The sequence below is a fragment of the Pseudomonas prosekii genome (genome assembly GCF_900105155.1).
Taxonomy (GTDB): Bacteria; Pseudomonadota; Gammaproteobacteria; order Pseudomonadales; family Pseudomonadaceae; genus Aquipseudomonas; species Aquipseudomonas prosekii.
Map to the genome: position 1 here is coordinate 1,344,129 of NZ_LT629762.1, position 14,816 is coordinate 1,358,944.

General features: G+C 60.8%; 15 protein-coding genes. 12 read left to right on the plus strand and 3 right to left on the minus strand.

What is annotated here, in order from left to right:
- Window positions 1–66: 66 nt before the first annotated feature.
- Entirely contained in the window at window positions 67–792 is a 726-nt protein-coding gene (locus BLU01_RS06230; protein WP_092272173.1) for an OmpA family protein, read from the minus strand.
- A gap of 92 nt (window positions 793–884) precedes the next feature.
- Window positions 885–1,580, minus strand: a complete 696-nt coding sequence (locus BLU01_RS06235) for an OmpA family protein (RefSeq protein WP_092272177.1) — start codon at window positions 1,578–1,580, stop codon at window positions 885–887.
- Between the two features lie 189 nt (window positions 1,581–1,769).
- On the opposite strand from BLU01_RS06235, the gene BLU01_RS06240 reads away from it, so the two are divergent.
- The 4 genes from BLU01_RS06240 to BLU01_RS06255 all read left to right on the plus strand — a co-directional run bounded on the left by BLU01_RS06240 (window position 1,770) and on the right by BLU01_RS06255 (window position 3,608).
- Complete coding sequence (locus BLU01_RS06240; protein WP_092272180.1) at window positions 1,770–2,267, plus strand: DUF6231 family protein; 498 nt, start codon at window positions 1,770–1,772, stop codon at window positions 2,265–2,267.
- A gap of 4 nt (window positions 2,268–2,271) precedes the next feature.
- The gene (locus BLU01_RS06245) at window positions 2,272–2,748 is read left to right on the plus strand and encodes a YchJ family protein (RefSeq protein ID WP_092272183.1); all 477 of its coding nucleotides are present in this window, start codon (window positions 2,272–2,274) and stop codon (window positions 2,746–2,748) included.
- A 132-nt stretch (window positions 2,749–2,880) separates the two neighbouring features.
- On the plus strand, window positions 2,881–3,366 hold the full coding sequence (locus BLU01_RS06250) for an LEA type 2 family protein (protein ID WP_092272186.1): 486 nt from the start codon (window positions 2,881–2,883) through the stop codon (window positions 3,364–3,366).
- 5 nt (window positions 3,367–3,371) lie between these two features.
- Window positions 3,372–3,608, plus strand: coding sequence for an SEC-C metal-binding domain-containing protein (locus BLU01_RS06255; RefSeq protein WP_092272190.1), 237 nt, complete (start codon window positions 3,372–3,374; stop codon window positions 3,606–3,608).
- A gap of 193 nt (window positions 3,609–3,801) precedes the next feature.
- Here the strand turns inward: BLU01_RS06255 and BLU01_RS06260 are convergent, their stop codons facing one another.
- Window positions 3,802–4,350, minus strand: coding sequence for a cysteine hydrolase family protein (locus BLU01_RS06260; RefSeq protein WP_092272193.1), 549 nt, complete (start codon window positions 4,348–4,350; stop codon window positions 3,802–3,804).
- Between the two features lie 145 nt (window positions 4,351–4,495).
- Between BLU01_RS06260 and BLU01_RS06265 the strand changes: the two genes are divergently transcribed.
- The 8 genes from BLU01_RS06265 (at window position 4,496) to BLU01_RS06300 (ending at window position 14,809) form a co-directional block, all read left to right on the plus strand.
- Window positions 4,496–5,140: a glutathione binding-like protein gene (locus BLU01_RS06265; protein WP_092272196.1), complete on the plus strand. Its 645-nt coding sequence runs from the start codon at window positions 4,496–4,498 to the stop codon at window positions 5,138–5,140.
- Window positions 5,141–5,455: 315 nt separating this feature from the next.
- A complete protein-coding gene (locus BLU01_RS06270; RefSeq protein WP_092272200.1) occupies window positions 5,456–7,906 on the plus strand; it encodes a penicillin acylase family protein in 2,451 nt (816 codons plus the stop codon).
- 188 nt (window positions 7,907–8,094) lie between these two features.
- Window positions 8,095–9,126: a ligase-associated DNA damage response exonuclease gene (locus BLU01_RS06275; protein ID WP_092272204.1), complete on the plus strand. Its 1,032-nt coding sequence runs from the start codon at window positions 8,095–8,097 to the stop codon at window positions 9,124–9,126.
- On the plus strand, window positions 9,126–10,814 hold the full coding sequence (locus BLU01_RS06280; protein WP_092272207.1) for an ATP-dependent DNA ligase: 1,689 nt from the start codon (window positions 9,126–9,128) through the stop codon (window positions 10,812–10,814). The genes BLU01_RS06275 and BLU01_RS06280 overlap by 1 nt, the downstream gene beginning before the upstream one ends.
- Window positions 10,815–11,388: 574 nt before the next feature.
- Window positions 11,389–12,171 (plus strand): transporter substrate-binding domain-containing protein, encoded by a 783-nt coding sequence (locus BLU01_RS06285; RefSeq protein WP_092272210.1) that lies wholly within the window; start codon window positions 11,389–11,391, stop codon window positions 12,169–12,171.
- Window positions 12,172–12,227: 56 nt separating this feature from the next.
- Window positions 12,228–12,956, plus strand: coding sequence for an ABC transporter permease (locus BLU01_RS06290; protein ID WP_092272213.1), 729 nt, complete (start codon window positions 12,228–12,230; stop codon window positions 12,954–12,956).
- The gene (locus BLU01_RS06295; RefSeq protein WP_092272217.1) at window positions 12,953–13,663 is read left to right on the plus strand and encodes an ABC transporter permease; all 711 of its coding nucleotides are present in this window, start codon (window positions 12,953–12,955) and stop codon (window positions 13,661–13,663) included. The genes BLU01_RS06290 and BLU01_RS06295 overlap by 4 nt, the downstream gene beginning before the upstream one ends.
- Window positions 13,664–13,690: 27 nt before the next feature.
- The gene (locus BLU01_RS06300; protein ID WP_092272221.1) at window positions 13,691–14,809 is read left to right on the plus strand and encodes a succinylglutamate desuccinylase/aspartoacylase family protein; all 1,119 of its coding nucleotides are present in this window, start codon (window positions 13,691–13,693) and stop codon (window positions 14,807–14,809) included.
- Window positions 14,810–14,816 lie beyond the last annotated feature (7 nt).

Below are 14,816 nucleotides of genomic sequence, written 5' to 3' on the forward strand. Positions count from 1 at the left end.
GGTTGAACCGTTTTACCGGCCCGACGGCTCTAGATCGAGGCTTTTGCTAAACGCCTGCGTCAAGCATCAGCGATTGATGTGCAACTCGACGCGACGGTTTTGCGCCCGTCCTTCGTCCGTTTCATTGTCGGCAACCGGCTGGCTTTCACCTTTGCCTTCGCTGGTGAGTTTGTTTGGCGCCAGGCCCTGGCTCAGCAAATAGGCGGCAACGCTGCTCGCGCGACGCTCCGACAATGCCTGGTTGTACGCGTCCGAACCGGTGCTGTCGGTATGGCCGATGACTTTGATGCTGACCACGTCGGCGTTCTGCAACTTGGTCATCAGTGCATCAAGCTCGCTGCGAGCGGCAGGCGTGAGGTCGGATTTGTCGAAGTCGAACAGCACGTTGCCGGCATCGCTCAGGGTAATGACTTCCGTCGCCGGCGGCGCTGGCTCGACCGGTTTGACGCTGACCGGGTACACCGGCCGCGGGCAGCCGCGATGATCGACAGCGGTGTTTTCCGGGGTGTCGGGGCAACGATCACGCCGGTCGAATACGCCGTCGCTGTCTTCGTCGCCGTCCTGCGCATAACAGATCAAACCACCCGTAACGATTCCGAGCGCTGCTCCGCCGCCCGCCCATGCGCTACTTTGCAGAGCACCGAGGCCGCCGCCGACCAGGCCGCCGATGACGCTGCAGATCGGCCAGGTACGTTGATTGAGCGGGGCAGTGCCATCGCTGTGAGTGGCGCAACCGGTCAACAAGCTGCCAAGCAGCAGAACCGGCAAGACGGTGCGTATGAGAACGCTCATTTGTGAATGCTCCTGTGTTACCGGCCCATACCGGTTACACAGGAGTAAAGACCCGCAACCGCGACTGCACAAGCCGCGGAGCGGAAGGGGCTTTAACGCTCGATTTTGATTTCGGTGCGGCGGTTCTGCGCGCGGCCATCAGCCGTCTTGTTATCAGCCACTGGCTGGCTTTCGCCCAAGCCGGTCACCGAGACAAAACTGCTGCGCGGCACGCCGCCCTGGATCAGGTATTCCACCACCGAGTGCGCACGTTTGTCCGAGAGCTTCTGATTGTAGGCATCGCTGCCGACGCTGTCGGTGTGGCCGTTGACGGTCAGGCGCGCAGTCGACGCTTCCTGCTTCAGGCGCGTCGCGACTTTGTCGAGGACCAGTTTGTCGGACGGAGTCAGCGTGGCTTTGTCGAACTGGAAGTGCACATCGCGGATGACAATGGTTTCTTCCTTGACGATCACCACTTCCTCGACCACTGGCGCCGGCGCTGGTGGTGGGCAGCCGTCAGCATCGACCTGAACCCCGCGCGGTGTGCCCGGGCACTTGTCGCGGCTGTCCGGCACGCCATCACCGTCCTCGTCGCCGTCACCGTGAACCCAGCAATACGCCGCCGCCATGCCGCCGACAAACAGCGCACCGCCGCCGGCCCACGCGGTGCTTTCGGTCGCACCCAGCCCTGCACCGACGACACCGCCGACCGCCGCACAGGACGGCCAGTCGGTTTTCTGCAAACCTGCGCAACCAGTCAACACACTGGTTAGCAGCACCAAGGGTAATGCTGTCCGAACTATGCTCATCTAGTTTTCTCCTGAGGGATCGGCTTGAAACCGATTCAGGGAGTAAAGACCGCAGTTTTAATCTCCGCCAGCAATAGGCCATCGCTGTTTTAGCCCGTGTTCACGGGACATCGGCACTTTTGCCGGACAATGGCTCTAGGCCCGGAGGTTGCGGCAGGCTAGTCTTGGCGCTCTGATTGAGGATCTTCGATGATTGCAGGTATTTCTTCGCGCACGCCGCAACAGGCCTTGGCCGCTTTGCTCGACCTTTATGCACCGGCACGGCTGTTGCTGATTGGCGCCAGTGAATTCCCCGCCGTGGCGGCGTTCAAGCTCGCGCACCCGGACAGTTGCGTCGCCCACGCGGCGCCCGGGCCGTTGCCGCCAGAGCTGGCGGCGCGGCGTTTTGATCTGGCGCTGGTGGTTGATTGCCTGGAACATCTGCCCAAGCGCGATGGCCTGAATCTGCTCGGCGGCATTCGCAACCTCAACGCCAGCCGCATCGCGGTGCTGGCCGATCTGCCGGCCAGCCAATGGCAGGAAACCGACTTTTTCTCTCTGGCGCTGCAGGCCAGCGAACGCTTTCAGCGCGACGATCAGGTGCTGACGCTGTTCACCTATGATCTGCTTGACTATAAACAGGTGCCCGACTGGCTCAACGCGCGGTTCTGGGCCAATCCGGAAAACTTCGGGAAATACTGGTGGTAACGCAATGAGTACATCCATTTGCCCCTGCGGCAGCGGCACCCTGCTCGACGCCTGCTGCGGTCATTACCATGCCGGCCACCCGGCCCCGTGCGCCGAGGCCTTGATGCGTTCGCGCTACAGCGCCTATGTGCTGGGGCTGGTCGATTATCTGGTGGCGACCACCCTGCCCGCGCAACAGGCCGGGCTGAATCGGCAGTCGATGAGCGACTGGAGCGCGCAAAGCACCTGGCTGGGGCTTGAGGTGGAAAGTTCGGAAGTGCTCGGCGGCCAACCGGAACATGCTTTCGTCACCTTCACCGCGCGCTGGCACGATGGCAGCGGTGAACACAGTCACCGCGAGCGTTCATCGTTTGTGCAGAACGACCGGCGCTGGTACTTCATCGACCCGACCGTGGCGCTCAAGGCTGGGCGCAATGACGCTTGCCCTTGTGCGAGCGGGCAGAAATTCAAGAAGTGCTGCGCAGGATATTTCGGCGCGTAAGGCTCTTCGTAGGAGCATGGCTTGCCCGCGAAGAACGATAACGCGGTCTTTCTGATAGTTCGCGTTATCGTTCATCGCGGGCAAGCCTTGCTCCTACAGGGGCTAGACTGCGGTTCAAGGAGAAACATCACCATGACCCGTCAACGCCACGCCTTACATCTGTTCACCTTGCTCATTCTTCTGAGCCTGGGCGGTTGCGCCTCCTGGTTCAGCAGCGACGAGCCCGAGCCGCAGGTGCATCTGGTCAAGGTCGAGGTGGTGCGCGCGAAACTGCTGGAGCAGAAATTCCTCCTGCACTTTCGCATCGACAATCCCAACAATGACGACTTGACCGTGCGCGGTCTGGAATACCGCATTCATCTGGGTGACATGTTGCTGACCGAGGGCGAGCATGAGCACTGGTTCAACGTCGGGCCCAAGCGCAGCGCTTATTTCAAAGTGCCGATCCGCACCAACCTGTGGCCGAAGGTGCGCGACCTGGTGAAAATGCTGAAAAGTCCCAAGCAACCCATTCCCTATCGTCTGGAAGGTGAACTGGAAACCGGTTTATTCATCGCGCACTACGTGCACCTGGCGCGTAATGGCGTGATAATCCCCGCCGATTTAATTCCGGAGTAAACCCGATGACCCAGCAACCCCACGTCCATGGCCCAGACTGCAACCACGACCACGACCATGACGCCCACGCTCACGACGCTCATGCCCATGACCATCATGCGCACGACCATGGCCACGTTCACGGCCCGAACTGCGGCCACGCCCACCAGGAACCGGTGCGCAACGCCCTGAAAGATGTCGGCCGCAACGACCCTTGCCCATGCGGCAACGGCAAAAAATTCAAGAAGTGCCACGGCGCTTGATGCTTCGGGCGAACACCTGCTTCGCCCGCTGAACCGCCATCGCGAGCGGGCTCACTCCTACATTTGAAACTGGGTGACACCGCTTTCTGCGGTCACCCTGCATCCCCTGTGGGAGCGAGCTTGCTCGCGATGGCGGTGTGTCATTCAACATTTTTGCCGGATGTGAAATCGCTTTCGCGGGCAAGCCTTGCTCCTACAGGATTTGTTCGCTGTTGATGACCGTCGCGTACTCGCCCTGCAGATTGCCCAGCGACATCGCATGCACTTCCTCGGCGGAATGCGGGTTGCCGAAAAAATCAGCCTTGTCGAAGGTAAAACACGCGTCCTCGACCACCCACGCTTCAAACCCCAGATTCCCCGCCGTTCGCGCCGTGGATTCCACTGAATTATTGGTCGCCACCCCAACGATCACCAATTGCTCGATCCCCGCCTCACGCAACTGCACCTCCAGCCCCGTCGCACAAAACGCGTCCGGCACTTGCTTCTGGATCAGTCGCTCCCCCGTCATCGGCTGAAACCGATCCTGAAACTCGACGCCCGATTGCTGCGGCCAGAACACCGAATCCGCGGAGCACGACAAATGCTGCACATGAATCACCGGCCGCGCGGTGCGGCGCCAATATCCCAGCAATTCGACGATGCGCTCTTCAGCCTGCGGATTATTCCGACGTCCCAACCGGGGATGCAGGATGCCTTTTTGTTGATCGATGATGATCAGCGCCGCGTTGGTCTTGAGCTCCATGCTGACTTTTCTCACGTCGGGTCATTGAATTTCCCGCACTTCAGCATCACCTCTTCCTACAGGCAAGCTCTGCGGTGCAATCAGGACGACCTAATGCGAGCGCTGGCTGTCCGTACTTAACGACGTCTAATTTCTGGAGCACTCCATGATCGACCTGTATTACTGGACCACCCCGAACGGCCACAAAATCTCGATTTTCCTCGAAGAGGCTGGCCTCAAGTACGACGTGCACCCGATCAACATCAGCCAGAACGACCAGTTCAAGCCTGAATTCCTGAAGATTTCCCCGAACAACAAAATCCCGGCAATCGTCGATCATGAACCGGCTGACGGCGGTGAGCCGCTGCCGTTGTTCGAGTCCGGCGCGATCTTGCTGTACCTCGCCGAGAAGACCGGCAAGTTCCTGCCCAAAGACCTGCGCGGGCGCCAGCAGGCGTTGCAATGGTTGTTCTGGCAGATGGGCGGTCTGGGGCCGATGGCCGGGCAGAATCATCATTTCAGCCAGTTCGCGCCGGAGAAAATCCCCTACGCGATCAAGCGCTACATCGACGAAACCGCGCGCCTCTACGGCGTGCTCGACAAGCAACTGGCACATAACGAATTCGTCGCCGGCAGCGAATACAGCATTGCCGACATGGCGATCTACCCGTGGATCGTCTCGCACAAGTGGCAGAGCCAGAAACTTGAAGACTTCCCCAACGTCCTGCGCTGGTTCACTCACATCCAGAATCGCCCGGCAACGGTGAAGGCGTATGCGCTGGCGGCGAAGGTCAACCCACCCAAGTCTTGAGATTGATGCGACTTGATCGGTGAGTGCGTTTTTGTGGCGAGGGGGCTTGCCCCCGTTGGACCGCAAAGCGGTGCCAAAACCGGCGACGATGTTCTTGCAGTGAGACTTCGCTGACCGATTGGCGACTGCTTCGCAGTCGAACGGGGGCAAGCCCCCTCGCCACAGCAAGCTCCATATCCACCGGGGTATCAGGGCCTGCTGATCGGCGGTTTATCGGACAAATCCGCAAATAACCCTGCGCCCCGCTTGCGCGGCTACCTCCTGCTCACTAACGTAGCGGCTTTATTGCGTTACTACCCCCGCAGGAGCTTTGCCATGGCCTCGCCAGCCCTCACACATTTTCTTCCCCGGTTCGGCGTTGCCGCAGCAGTGGCCGGTGTTTTGAGCCTGACCGGTTGTCAGACCTGGGACACTCAGGACACCCTCCCCCCAGCCTCCGGCGTGCAGCCGCTCAAGGGCCTGGCGCAGAACGTTTCGGTGCGGCGCAATGCCATGGGCATGCCGCTGATCGAAAGCAACAGCTTCCACGACGCGCTGTTCGCCCTCGGTTACGTGCACGCCAGCGACCGCATCACGCAAATGGTCACCATGCGCCTGCTGGCCGAGGGCCGCCTGGCAGAAATGTCCGGCGCCGACCTGCTCGACGCCGACCGCTACATGCGCGCCGTCAACCTGAAGAAAAGCGCCGGCGAGCTGTATAAAGCTTCGTCGCCACGCCTCAAGCGCTTCTTCGAAGTCTATGCGCGCGGCGTCAACGCCTACCTGTTCCGCTACCGCGACAAGCTGCCGGCCGACCTCGCCGCCAGCGGCTATAAACCGGAATACTGGAAACCTGAAGATTCGGCGCTGATTTTCTGCCTGCTCAACTTCAGCCAATCGGCCAACCTGCCGGAAGAAATTTCCGCGCTGGTGCTCGCGCAAACCGTCACCACCGACAAACTGCCGTGGCTGACGCCGTCCGCGCCCGACGAAAAACTGCCGGCGGCCGAAGCGGACAAACTGCAAGGCATCAAGCTCAACGGCGCGATCCCCGGTCTGGCCGAAATCAGCAAAGCCACCGGGCAACTGGCGGATTTGAACCTGCTCGGCGCCACCTCCTCGAACAACTGGGCGATCGGCCCGCAGCGCAGCCGCAGCGGCAAAAGCCTGCTGGCCAGCGACAGCCACGGGCCGATGGGCGTGCCGTCGCTGTACAGCTACGTGCAGATCCGCGCGCCGAAATATCAGGCCGCGGGCGTCAGCTTCGCCGGCCTGCCGATGGTGCTCGGCGGTTTCAACGGCAAAGTGGCGTGGAGCATGACCGCGGTCATGGGCGACAACCAGGACCTGTTCCTGGAAAAAATCCGCCGCCAGGGCAATGGCCTGGCCTATGACGTCGGCGGCAAATGGCAGCCAGTGGCCGTGCGCAACGAAACCTTCTTCGTCAAAGGCCAGCGCTCGATTCGCGAACCCGTGTACGAAACCCGCCACGGCGCGCTGCTCAACAGTGCCCAAGGCCTGAACATGGCCAATGGTTTTGGCGTCGCGTTGCAGACTCCAAGCTTCACCGACGACAAGACTCTGGACGCGTTTTTCGACCTGTCCCGCGCGCAAACCGTCGAGAAAGCCTCGGACGCCAGCCGCGAGATCCGCGCCATCGCCCTGAATCTGGTGTTCGCCGACGCCAGCAACATTGGCTGGCAAGTCACCGGCCGTTACCCTAATCGCCGCGAAGGCGAAGGCCTGTTGCCGTCGCCGGGCTGGGAAGGTCGCTACGACTGGGACGGTTACGCCGACCCGATGCTCCATCCTTACGACCAGGACCCGGCGCAAGGCTGGCTCGGCACCGCCAACCAACGGGTAATTCCGCATGGTTACGGCATGCAATTGTCGAATTCCTGGTCCGCCCCGGAACGCGGCGAGCGCATGGCCCAACTGGCCGGCGCGGGCAAGCACGACACGCGCAGCCTGATCGCCATGCAGTACGACCAGACCACCACGTTCGCCGCCAAACTGAAAAGCATGTTTGAAGCGCCGGGCATGCCGCAGCCGCTGAAACAGGCAATCGACAAGTTGCCGGAAGCGGATCGCAGCAAGGCTCGCGAAGCGTTGACGCGCTTGATGGCATTCGACGGCAAGCTCAGCCCGACGTCCGCCGACGCCGCGATTTACCAGTTGTTCCTGCAGGAAAGCGCCAAGCAGATTTTCCTCGACGAACTCGGCCCGGAAAGCAGCCCGGCGTGGCAAGCCTTTACCGCCAACGGCGAGTTGTCCTACGCGGCGCAGGCCGATCACCTGCTCGCTCGCGAAGACAGCCCGTTCTGGGACGACGCGCGCACCCCGCAGAAAGAAGACAAACCGGCGATCCTCGCGCGCAGTCTGGCGGCGGCGATCAGTGCTGGCGACAGCCAAATGGGCGGCGATCACAAGGCCTGGCAGTGGGGCAAATTGCACCGCTACGAATGGAAGAATGCCAATGGCCAGACCGTTCGGGGGCCGATGGCGGCCGGCGGCGATCACACCACGTTGAACACCGCAGCGTTCGCCTGGGGCGAGAACTTCAATACAACGCGAGTACCGGCGATGCGTTTTATCGTCGACTTCGGCCAGGCTGAACCGCTGATGGGGCAGAACGGCACCGGGCAATCGGGGAATCCGGCGAGCCCGAATTACCTGAACAGCATCGACCCATGGCTGAAAGGCCAATACATGAGCCTGCCAATGCAGCCGCAGAACTTCGACAAGGTGTACGGCAAGGCGCGGTTGACCCTGACACCCGGGAAATAAGTAACAATCCTGCCCCCCTGTGGGAGCGAGCTTGCACGCGATGAGGCCTTTACAGTCAACGATGATGCTGACTGAAATAGCGCCATCGCGAGCAAGCTCGCTCTCACAGGAATAGCGCTGAACTCCGATAGAACTTCCCGCCTCACGCAAGCCTCATACCTAACAAGTCCCCCCTATTTGGCAACAATATGGATCTTGTTATCGCGCGCCCGGAAGGTTTGTACTGCCCCGCCGGGGATTTCTACATCGACCCGTGGCGCCCGGTGGAACGTGCGGTGATTACCCACGCCCACGGCGATCATGCGCATCGCGGCAATCAGCATTACCTCGCAGCGGCGCCCGGCGAAGGGATTCTGCGCTCGCGTCTGGGCCAGGACATCAACCTGCAAACCCTGCCCTACGGCGAGCGTTTGCTGCACCACGGCGTAACCCTGAGCTTTCATCCGGCCGGCCATGTGCTCGGTTCGGCGCAGGTGCGTCTCGAATACGGCGGTGAAGTCTGGGTCGCCTCGGGGGATTACAAAATCGAGCCCGACGGCACCTGCGCGCCGTTCGAACCGGTGCGCTGCCACACCTTCATCACCGAATCGACCTTCGGTCTGCCGATCTACCGCTGGCAGCCGCAAGCGCAGATCTTCGCCGAGATCAACCAATGGTGGCGTGCCAATATCGCCGCGCAAAAGGCCAGCGTGCTGTTCTGCTATTCCTTCGGCAAGGCGCAGCGGATTCTGCACGGCATCGACGCCAGCATCGGCCCGATTTTGTCGCACGGCGCCGTCGAGCCGCTGAACCGCGTCTACCGCGACGCCGGCATTTATCTGCCGCCGACGATTTACGCCGGCGACATCAAAAAAAGCGACCCGATCATGCGTCAGGCGTTGGTCATCGCCCCGCCCTCTGCCGGCGCGAGCACGTGGATGCGCCGTTTCGGCGACTACAGCGACGGTTTCGCCAGCGGCTGGATGCGTTTGCGCGGCCCACGGCGGCGGCGCGGCGTTGATCGCGGATTTGTGCTTTCGGACCACGCCGATTGGCCGGGCCTGCTGTGGGCCATCGAGCAGACCGGCGCCGAACGAGTGATGGTCACTCACGGCTCGATTGGTGTGCTGGTCCAGCATCTGCGCGAAAAAGGCCTCGACGCACAAGGTTTCAGCACTGAATACGGCGATGACGAAGAAGAGAACGCCGCCGCGCCCGCCGAACTTGCCGAGGCGCAATGATGAAAGCCTTCGCCGAGCTGTACGCCGAACTCGACGCCACCACCTCAAGCAACGCCAAACTGGCGGCCATGCAAGCCTACTTCGCCCAAGCCGCGCCGGAAGATGCGGCGTGGGCGGTGTACTTTTTGTCTGGCGGGCGGCCTCGGCAATTGGTGCCCGTGCGCGCACTGCGGGAATTGGCGGTGAGCATCTCCGGACTGTCGCCGTGGTTGTTCGAGGAAAGTTACCAGGCCGTCGGCGATCTGGCGGAAACCATTTCGCTGGTATTGCCGGAAACCGATCACAGCTCAACCGAGGGCCTCGCGGTGTGGATCGAAGAAAAACTGTTGCCGCTGCGCGGTGAAACTCCGGAATTTCTCGCCCGACATTTGCCGTCACTGTGGGCGCAACTCGACAGCGCGAGCCTGATGCTGTGCATCAAATTGATCACCGGCAGCTTTCGCGTCGGCGTCTCGAAGTTGCTGGTCACCCGCGCATTGGCGGCGATGGCCGAGCTCGACAGCAAACGCGTGGCCCAGCGCCTGGTGGGTTACACCGACTTGTCCAACCGCCCGACCGCCGCGAGTTACCTGAAACTGATCGCGCCGCAATCCGATGAAGAACACGCGCAACGCGGCGGTCAGCCGTATCCGTTTTTTCTCGCGCACGCCTTGGCGCAACCGGTCGAGCAGTTTGAAGCGCTGCTCGGCCCGGCCAGCCAATGGCAAGTGGAATGGAAGTGGGACGGCATCCGCGCGCAAGTAGTGAAGCGCGAGGGCAGGTTGTGGATCTGGTCGCGGGGCGAAGAATTGGTCAGCGAGCGCTTCCCCGAATTGCATGCGCTGACCCACGGTTTGCCGGACGGCACGGTGATCGATGGTGAAATTGTCGTGTGGAAATCCTCGCAACCGGACACCGAGGACGCCTTCGATCCGCAATCCACCGCGCCGCCGTCCGTGCAGCCGTTTGCCTTGCTGCAACAACGCATCGGGCGCAAAACCCTTGGCAAGAAGATCCTCGAAGACGTGCCGGTGGTGGTGCTCGCCTATGACTTGCTGGAATGGCAGGGCGAAGATTGGCGCAACCACACGCAGGCTGAGCGCCGCGCGCAGTTGGAGCAGGTGATTGCCACGTGCAACAGCCCGGTGCTGCTGGCCTCGCCGCTGCTCACCGGCAAAGACTGGTTCGACCTCGCCGAACAGCGCGAAGCGTCGCGGCGCCTCGGCGTCGAAGGCATGATGCTCAAGGCCCGGGACGCGATGTATGGCGTCGGCCGGACCAAGGACATGGGCGTCTGGTGGAAATGGAAAGTCGAGCCGTTCAGCGTTGACGCGGTGTTGATCTACGCGCAACGCGGGCATGGCCGGCGCGCGAGTCTTTATAGCGATTACACGTTTGCGGTGTGGGACGGCCCTCCGGACGCCAGCGAGCGCACGCTGGTGCCGTTTGCCAAGGCGTATTCGGGGCTGACCGATGAGGAAATGCGCAAGGTTGACGGCATCGTGCGCAAAACCACGGTGGAGAAGTTCGGTCCGGTGAGCAGTGTGACGCCGAGTCTGGTGTTTGAGCTGGGCTTCGAAGGCATCGCGCTGTCGAAACGGCACAAAAGCGGAATCGCCGTGCGCTTCCCAAGAATGCTGCGCTGGCGCCAAGACAAAACCGTCGAAGAAGCCGACAGCCTCGCCACCCTGCAAGACCTCCTGAGCTAAAGACCGCCCCCGTAGGAGCGAGGCTTGCCCGCGAAAGCGCAGTGTCAGTCAAAAGAGATTTCGCTGATCCACCGCTATCGCGAGCAGGCTCACTCCCACAGGTTTCAGTGGTGTTCATGAAAGCCGTGTACGGAACCTGACCAAATGTGGGAGCGAGCTTGCTCGCGATGGCGGTGGGTCAGTTAGAAGAGATTTCGCTGACCCACCGCTATCGCGAGCAGGCTCACTCCTACAGGGGGTTAGCGGTGTTCATTAATTCTCTGTTAAGCACAAACCTTGTAGGAGTGAGCCTGCTCGCGATGGCGCAGGGTCAGTCAAAGCAAATACCGACTGACTCCGTGCTTTCCCAAAGCACCCGCATCAAGCCTTTACCCGGATCTGAACTATATTGGTGCAGCAATTTCCGCACGCCCATTTGCGTGCACAAATCCTGTTCAGGCATTTGTTGAATCACCTTTTAAAACGCTTGTTCGGGACTCTGGTTCGGAAATTGCTACTTTCATTAGGTCTTACGCTTTCCAGTAACAATAATTCTGCGCCACAAGCGCTCATATTGGTTTTTAGGGATTGAATAATGAAAAAAGCATTGCTGACCCTTTCTGCACTGGCGTTGTGCATGGCTGCCGGCTCCGCGCTGGCCAAGGAATATAAAGAGCTGCGTTTTGGCGTTGACCCTTCCTACGCACCGTTCGAGTCGAAAGCGGCCGATGGCAGCCTGGTAGGCTTCGATATCGACCTGGGCAACGCGATCTGCGCCGAGCTGAAGGTCAAGTGCAAATGGGTCGAAAGCGATTTCGACGGCATGATTCCGGGCCTCAAGGCCAATAAATTCGACGGCGTGATCTCTTCGATGACCGTCACCCCGGCTCGCGAAAAAGTCATCGACTTCTCCAACGAACTGTTCTCCGGCCCAACCGCTTACGTGTTCAAGAAGGGTTCCGGCCTGAGCGAAGACGTCGCTTCGCTGAAGGGCAAGACCGTCGGCTACGAGCAAGGCACCATTCAAGAAGCCTACGCCAAAGCCGTGCTGGACAAGGCCGGGGTCAAAACCCAGGCCTACCAGAACCAGGATCAGGTGTATTCGGACCTGACGTCGGGTCGCCTCGATGCCGCCATTCAAGACATGTTGCAAGCCGAATTGGGCTTCCTGAAGTCGCCAAAAGGTGAAGGCTACGAGATCAGCAAGCCGGTCGACAGCGAATTGCTGCCAGCCAAAACAGCTATCGGTATCTCTAAAGGTAACAAAGACCTCAAGGCACTTTTGGATAAAGGTATCAAAGCGTTACACGACGATGGCACCTACGCCACCATTCAGAAGAAACACTTTGGCGATCTGAATCTGTACAGCGGCAAATAATGCCCGGCGCCCATCTCACGATGGGCGCTTTTTTTACTCGATCAGGTTGCTGATTTATGTTCGAAAACCTCTTACAAAATCTGGGGCTCTCTGCCTTCAGCCTTCAGGGCTTCGGTCCGTTGCTGATGCAAGGCACCTGGATGACCATCAAATTATCGGTGTTGTCGCTCATAGTCGCCGTGCTCCTCGGCTTGCTGGGCGCCAGTGCCAAACTGTCAAAACTCAAACTGGTGCGCGTGCCGGCGCAGCTCTACACCACGCTGATTCGCGGGGTGCCGGACCTGGTGCTGATGCTGCTGATTTTCTACAGCCTGCAAACCTGGCTGACGTCGTTCACCGATTTGATGGAATGGGAATACATCGAAATCAACCCGTTCAGCGCCGGGGTCATCACCCTGGGCTTCATTTACGGCGCGTATTTCACCGAAACCTTCCGTGGCGCCATTCTTGCGGTGCCGCGCGGCCAGGTTGAGGCCGCCACCGCGTATGGCCTCAAACGCGGCCAGCGCTTTCGGCTGGTGGTGTTTCCGCAGATGATGCGTTTCGCCCTGCCGGGCATCGGCAATAACTGGATGGTGATGCTCAAGGCCACCGCGCTGGTGTCGATCATCGGCCTCGCCGATCTGGTCAAGGCTGCGCAGGACGCCGGTAAAAGCACCTATCAACTGTTTTACTTTCTGGTGCTCGCCGCGCTGATTTATCTGGTGATCACCAGCATTTCCAACTTCGTCCTGCGCTGGCTCGAACGCCGCTACGCCGCCGGCTCCCGGGAGGCCGTACGATGATCGAACTCTTGCAGGAATACTGGAAACCCTTCCTTTATACCGACGGCTACAACATCACCGGTCTGGCGATGACCATGTGGCTGCTCAGCGCCTCGATCTTCATCGGTTTTGTGGTGTCGATCCCGCTGTCGATTGCGCGGGTGTCGCCGCACTTCTACATTCGCTGGCCGGTGCAGTTTTACACCTACCTGTTCCGTGGCACGCCGTTGTATATCCAGTTGCTGATTTGCTACACCGGCATCTACAGCCTCGCGGCGATCCGCGAACAACCGGTGCTCGACGCGTTCTTTCGGGATGCGATGAACTGCACCATCCTCGCCTTCGCCCTGAACACCTGCGCCTACACCACGGAGATTTTCGCCGGGGCGATTCGCAGCATGGCGCATGGTGAAGTCGAAGCGGCCAAGGCCTACGGTCTGACCGGCTGGAAGCTCTATGCCTACGTGATCATGCCGTCCGCCCTGCGTCGCTCGTTGCCGTATTACAGCAACGAAGTGATCCTGATGCTGCACTCGACCACCGTGGCGTTCACCGCGACCATCCCGGACATTCTGAAAGTGGCGCGGGACGCCAACTCGGCGACGTTCCTGACGTTCCAGTCGTTCGGCATCGCCGCGTTGATCTACCTGACCATAACCTTCGCGCTGGTTGGCCTGTTTCGACTTGCCGAACGCCGCTGGCTAGCCTTCCTCGGGCCGACCCACTAGGCCTTTTACTGTTTCAGGAAACGCACGATGCGCCACCAGATCCATGACTTGCTGGCCCCGCTGCCGGGGACTGCGCGACACATCCACAGTTTTCATTTCGGCCCTGCGTCGGCCACAGGCAAGATCTACATCCAGGCGTCCCTGCACGCCGACGAATTGCCCGGCATGCTTGTCGCGTGGCACCTCAAGCAACGCCTGGCCGAGCTGGAAGCGGCCGGGCGTTTGCGCAGCGAAATTGTCCTGGTGCCGATCGCCAACCCGGTCGGCCTCGAACAAGTGCTGATGGACGTGCCGCTGGGCCGTTATGAGCTGGAGAGCGGGCAGAATTTCAATCGCTGGTTCGTCGATTTGAGCGAAGAAGTCGGCAACGACATCGAAGGCCAGCTCGGCGACGATCCACAGCACAATCTCGAGTTGATCCGCAGCAGTCTGCGCAACGCCCTCGCCCGCCAGACCGCCAGCACGCAGTTGCAATCCCAGCGCCTGACCCTGCAACGGCTGGCCTGCGACGCGGACATCGTGCTCGACCTGCATTGCGATTTCGAAGCCGTCGCGCACCTTTACACCACGCCCGAGGCCTGGCCGCAGGTCGAGCCGCTGGCGCGCTACATCGGCGCCGAGGCCAGCCTGCTCGCCACCGATTCCGGCGGTCAGTCGTTCGATGAGTGTTTTACCTTGCTCTGGTGGCAGTTGCAGGAGCGCTTCGGCGAGCACTTCAATATTCCGCTGGGGAGTTTTTCGGTCACCGTCGAATTGCGCGGTCAGGGTGAGGTCAATCACCCGTTGGCCAGCGTCGATTGCCAGGCGTTGCTCGACTATCTGATTCACGTCGGCGCCATCGCTGGCGAACCGGCGCCGCTGCCCGATCTGCCTTATCCCGCCACGCCGCTGGCCGGCGTCGAACCGGTGGCCACGCCGGTCGGCGGTTTGCTGGTGTTCTGCGCGCAACCGGGGCAATACCTGCAGGCCGGGCAACTGATCGCCGAAGTCATCGACCCGATCCTCGATCGCGTCACCCCAATCCATTGCACCGCCGCCGGGCTGATGTACGCCCGCTCGCTGCGGCGCATGGCCACTGCCGGCATGGTGATCGCCCACGTCGCGGGCACCGAAGCCTATCGCAGCGGCTACCTACTTTCGCCTTGAGGATGCA

What these genes read in the sequence shown, in the direction of transcription:
- BLU01_RS06230 (WP_092272173.1), bottom strand. Translation starts at nt 792, where the DNA reads ATGAGCGTTCTCATACGCACCGTCTTGCCGGTTCTGCTGCTTGGCAGC.
- BLU01_RS06235 (WP_092272177.1), bottom strand. Translation starts at nt 1,580, where the DNA reads ATGAGCATAGTTCGGACAGCATTACCCTTGGTGCTGCTAACCAGTGTG.
- BLU01_RS06240 (WP_092272180.1), top strand. Translation starts at nt 1,770, where the DNA reads ATGATTGCAGGTATTTCTTCGCGCACGCCGCAACAGGCCTTGGCCGCT.
- BLU01_RS06245 (WP_092272183.1), top strand. Translation starts at nt 2,272, where the DNA reads ATGAGTACATCCATTTGCCCCTGCGGCAGCGGCACCCTGCTCGACGCC.
- BLU01_RS06250 (WP_092272186.1), top strand. Translation starts at nt 2,881, where the DNA reads ATGACCCGTCAACGCCACGCCTTACATCTGTTCACCTTGCTCATTCTT.
- BLU01_RS06255 (WP_092272190.1), top strand. Translation starts at nt 3,372, where the DNA reads ATGACCCAGCAACCCCACGTCCATGGCCCAGACTGCAACCACGACCAC.
- BLU01_RS06260 (WP_092272193.1), bottom strand. Translation starts at nt 4,350, where the DNA reads ATGGAGCTCAAGACCAACGCGGCGCTGATCATCATCGATCAACAAAAA.
- BLU01_RS06265 (WP_092272196.1), top strand. Translation starts at nt 4,496, where the DNA reads ATGATCGACCTGTATTACTGGACCACCCCGAACGGCCACAAAATCTCG.
- BLU01_RS06270 (WP_092272200.1), top strand. Translation starts at nt 5,456, where the DNA reads ATGGCCTCGCCAGCCCTCACACATTTTCTTCCCCGGTTCGGCGTTGCC.
- BLU01_RS06275 (WP_092272204.1), top strand. Translation starts at nt 8,095, where the DNA reads ATGGATCTTGTTATCGCGCGCCCGGAAGGTTTGTACTGCCCCGCCGGG.
- BLU01_RS06280 (WP_092272207.1), top strand. Translation starts at nt 9,126, where the DNA reads ATGAAAGCCTTCGCCGAGCTGTACGCCGAACTCGACGCCACCACCTCA.
- BLU01_RS06285 (WP_092272210.1), top strand. Translation starts at nt 11,389, where the DNA reads ATGAAAAAAGCATTGCTGACCCTTTCTGCACTGGCGTTGTGCATGGCT.
- BLU01_RS06290 (WP_092272213.1), top strand. Translation starts at nt 12,228, where the DNA reads ATGTTCGAAAACCTCTTACAAAATCTGGGGCTCTCTGCCTTCAGCCTT.
- BLU01_RS06295 (WP_092272217.1), top strand. Translation starts at nt 12,953, where the DNA reads ATGATCGAACTCTTGCAGGAATACTGGAAACCCTTCCTTTATACCGAC.
- BLU01_RS06300 (WP_092272221.1), top strand. Translation starts at nt 13,691, where the DNA reads ATGCGCCACCAGATCCATGACTTGCTGGCCCCGCTGCCGGGGACTGCG.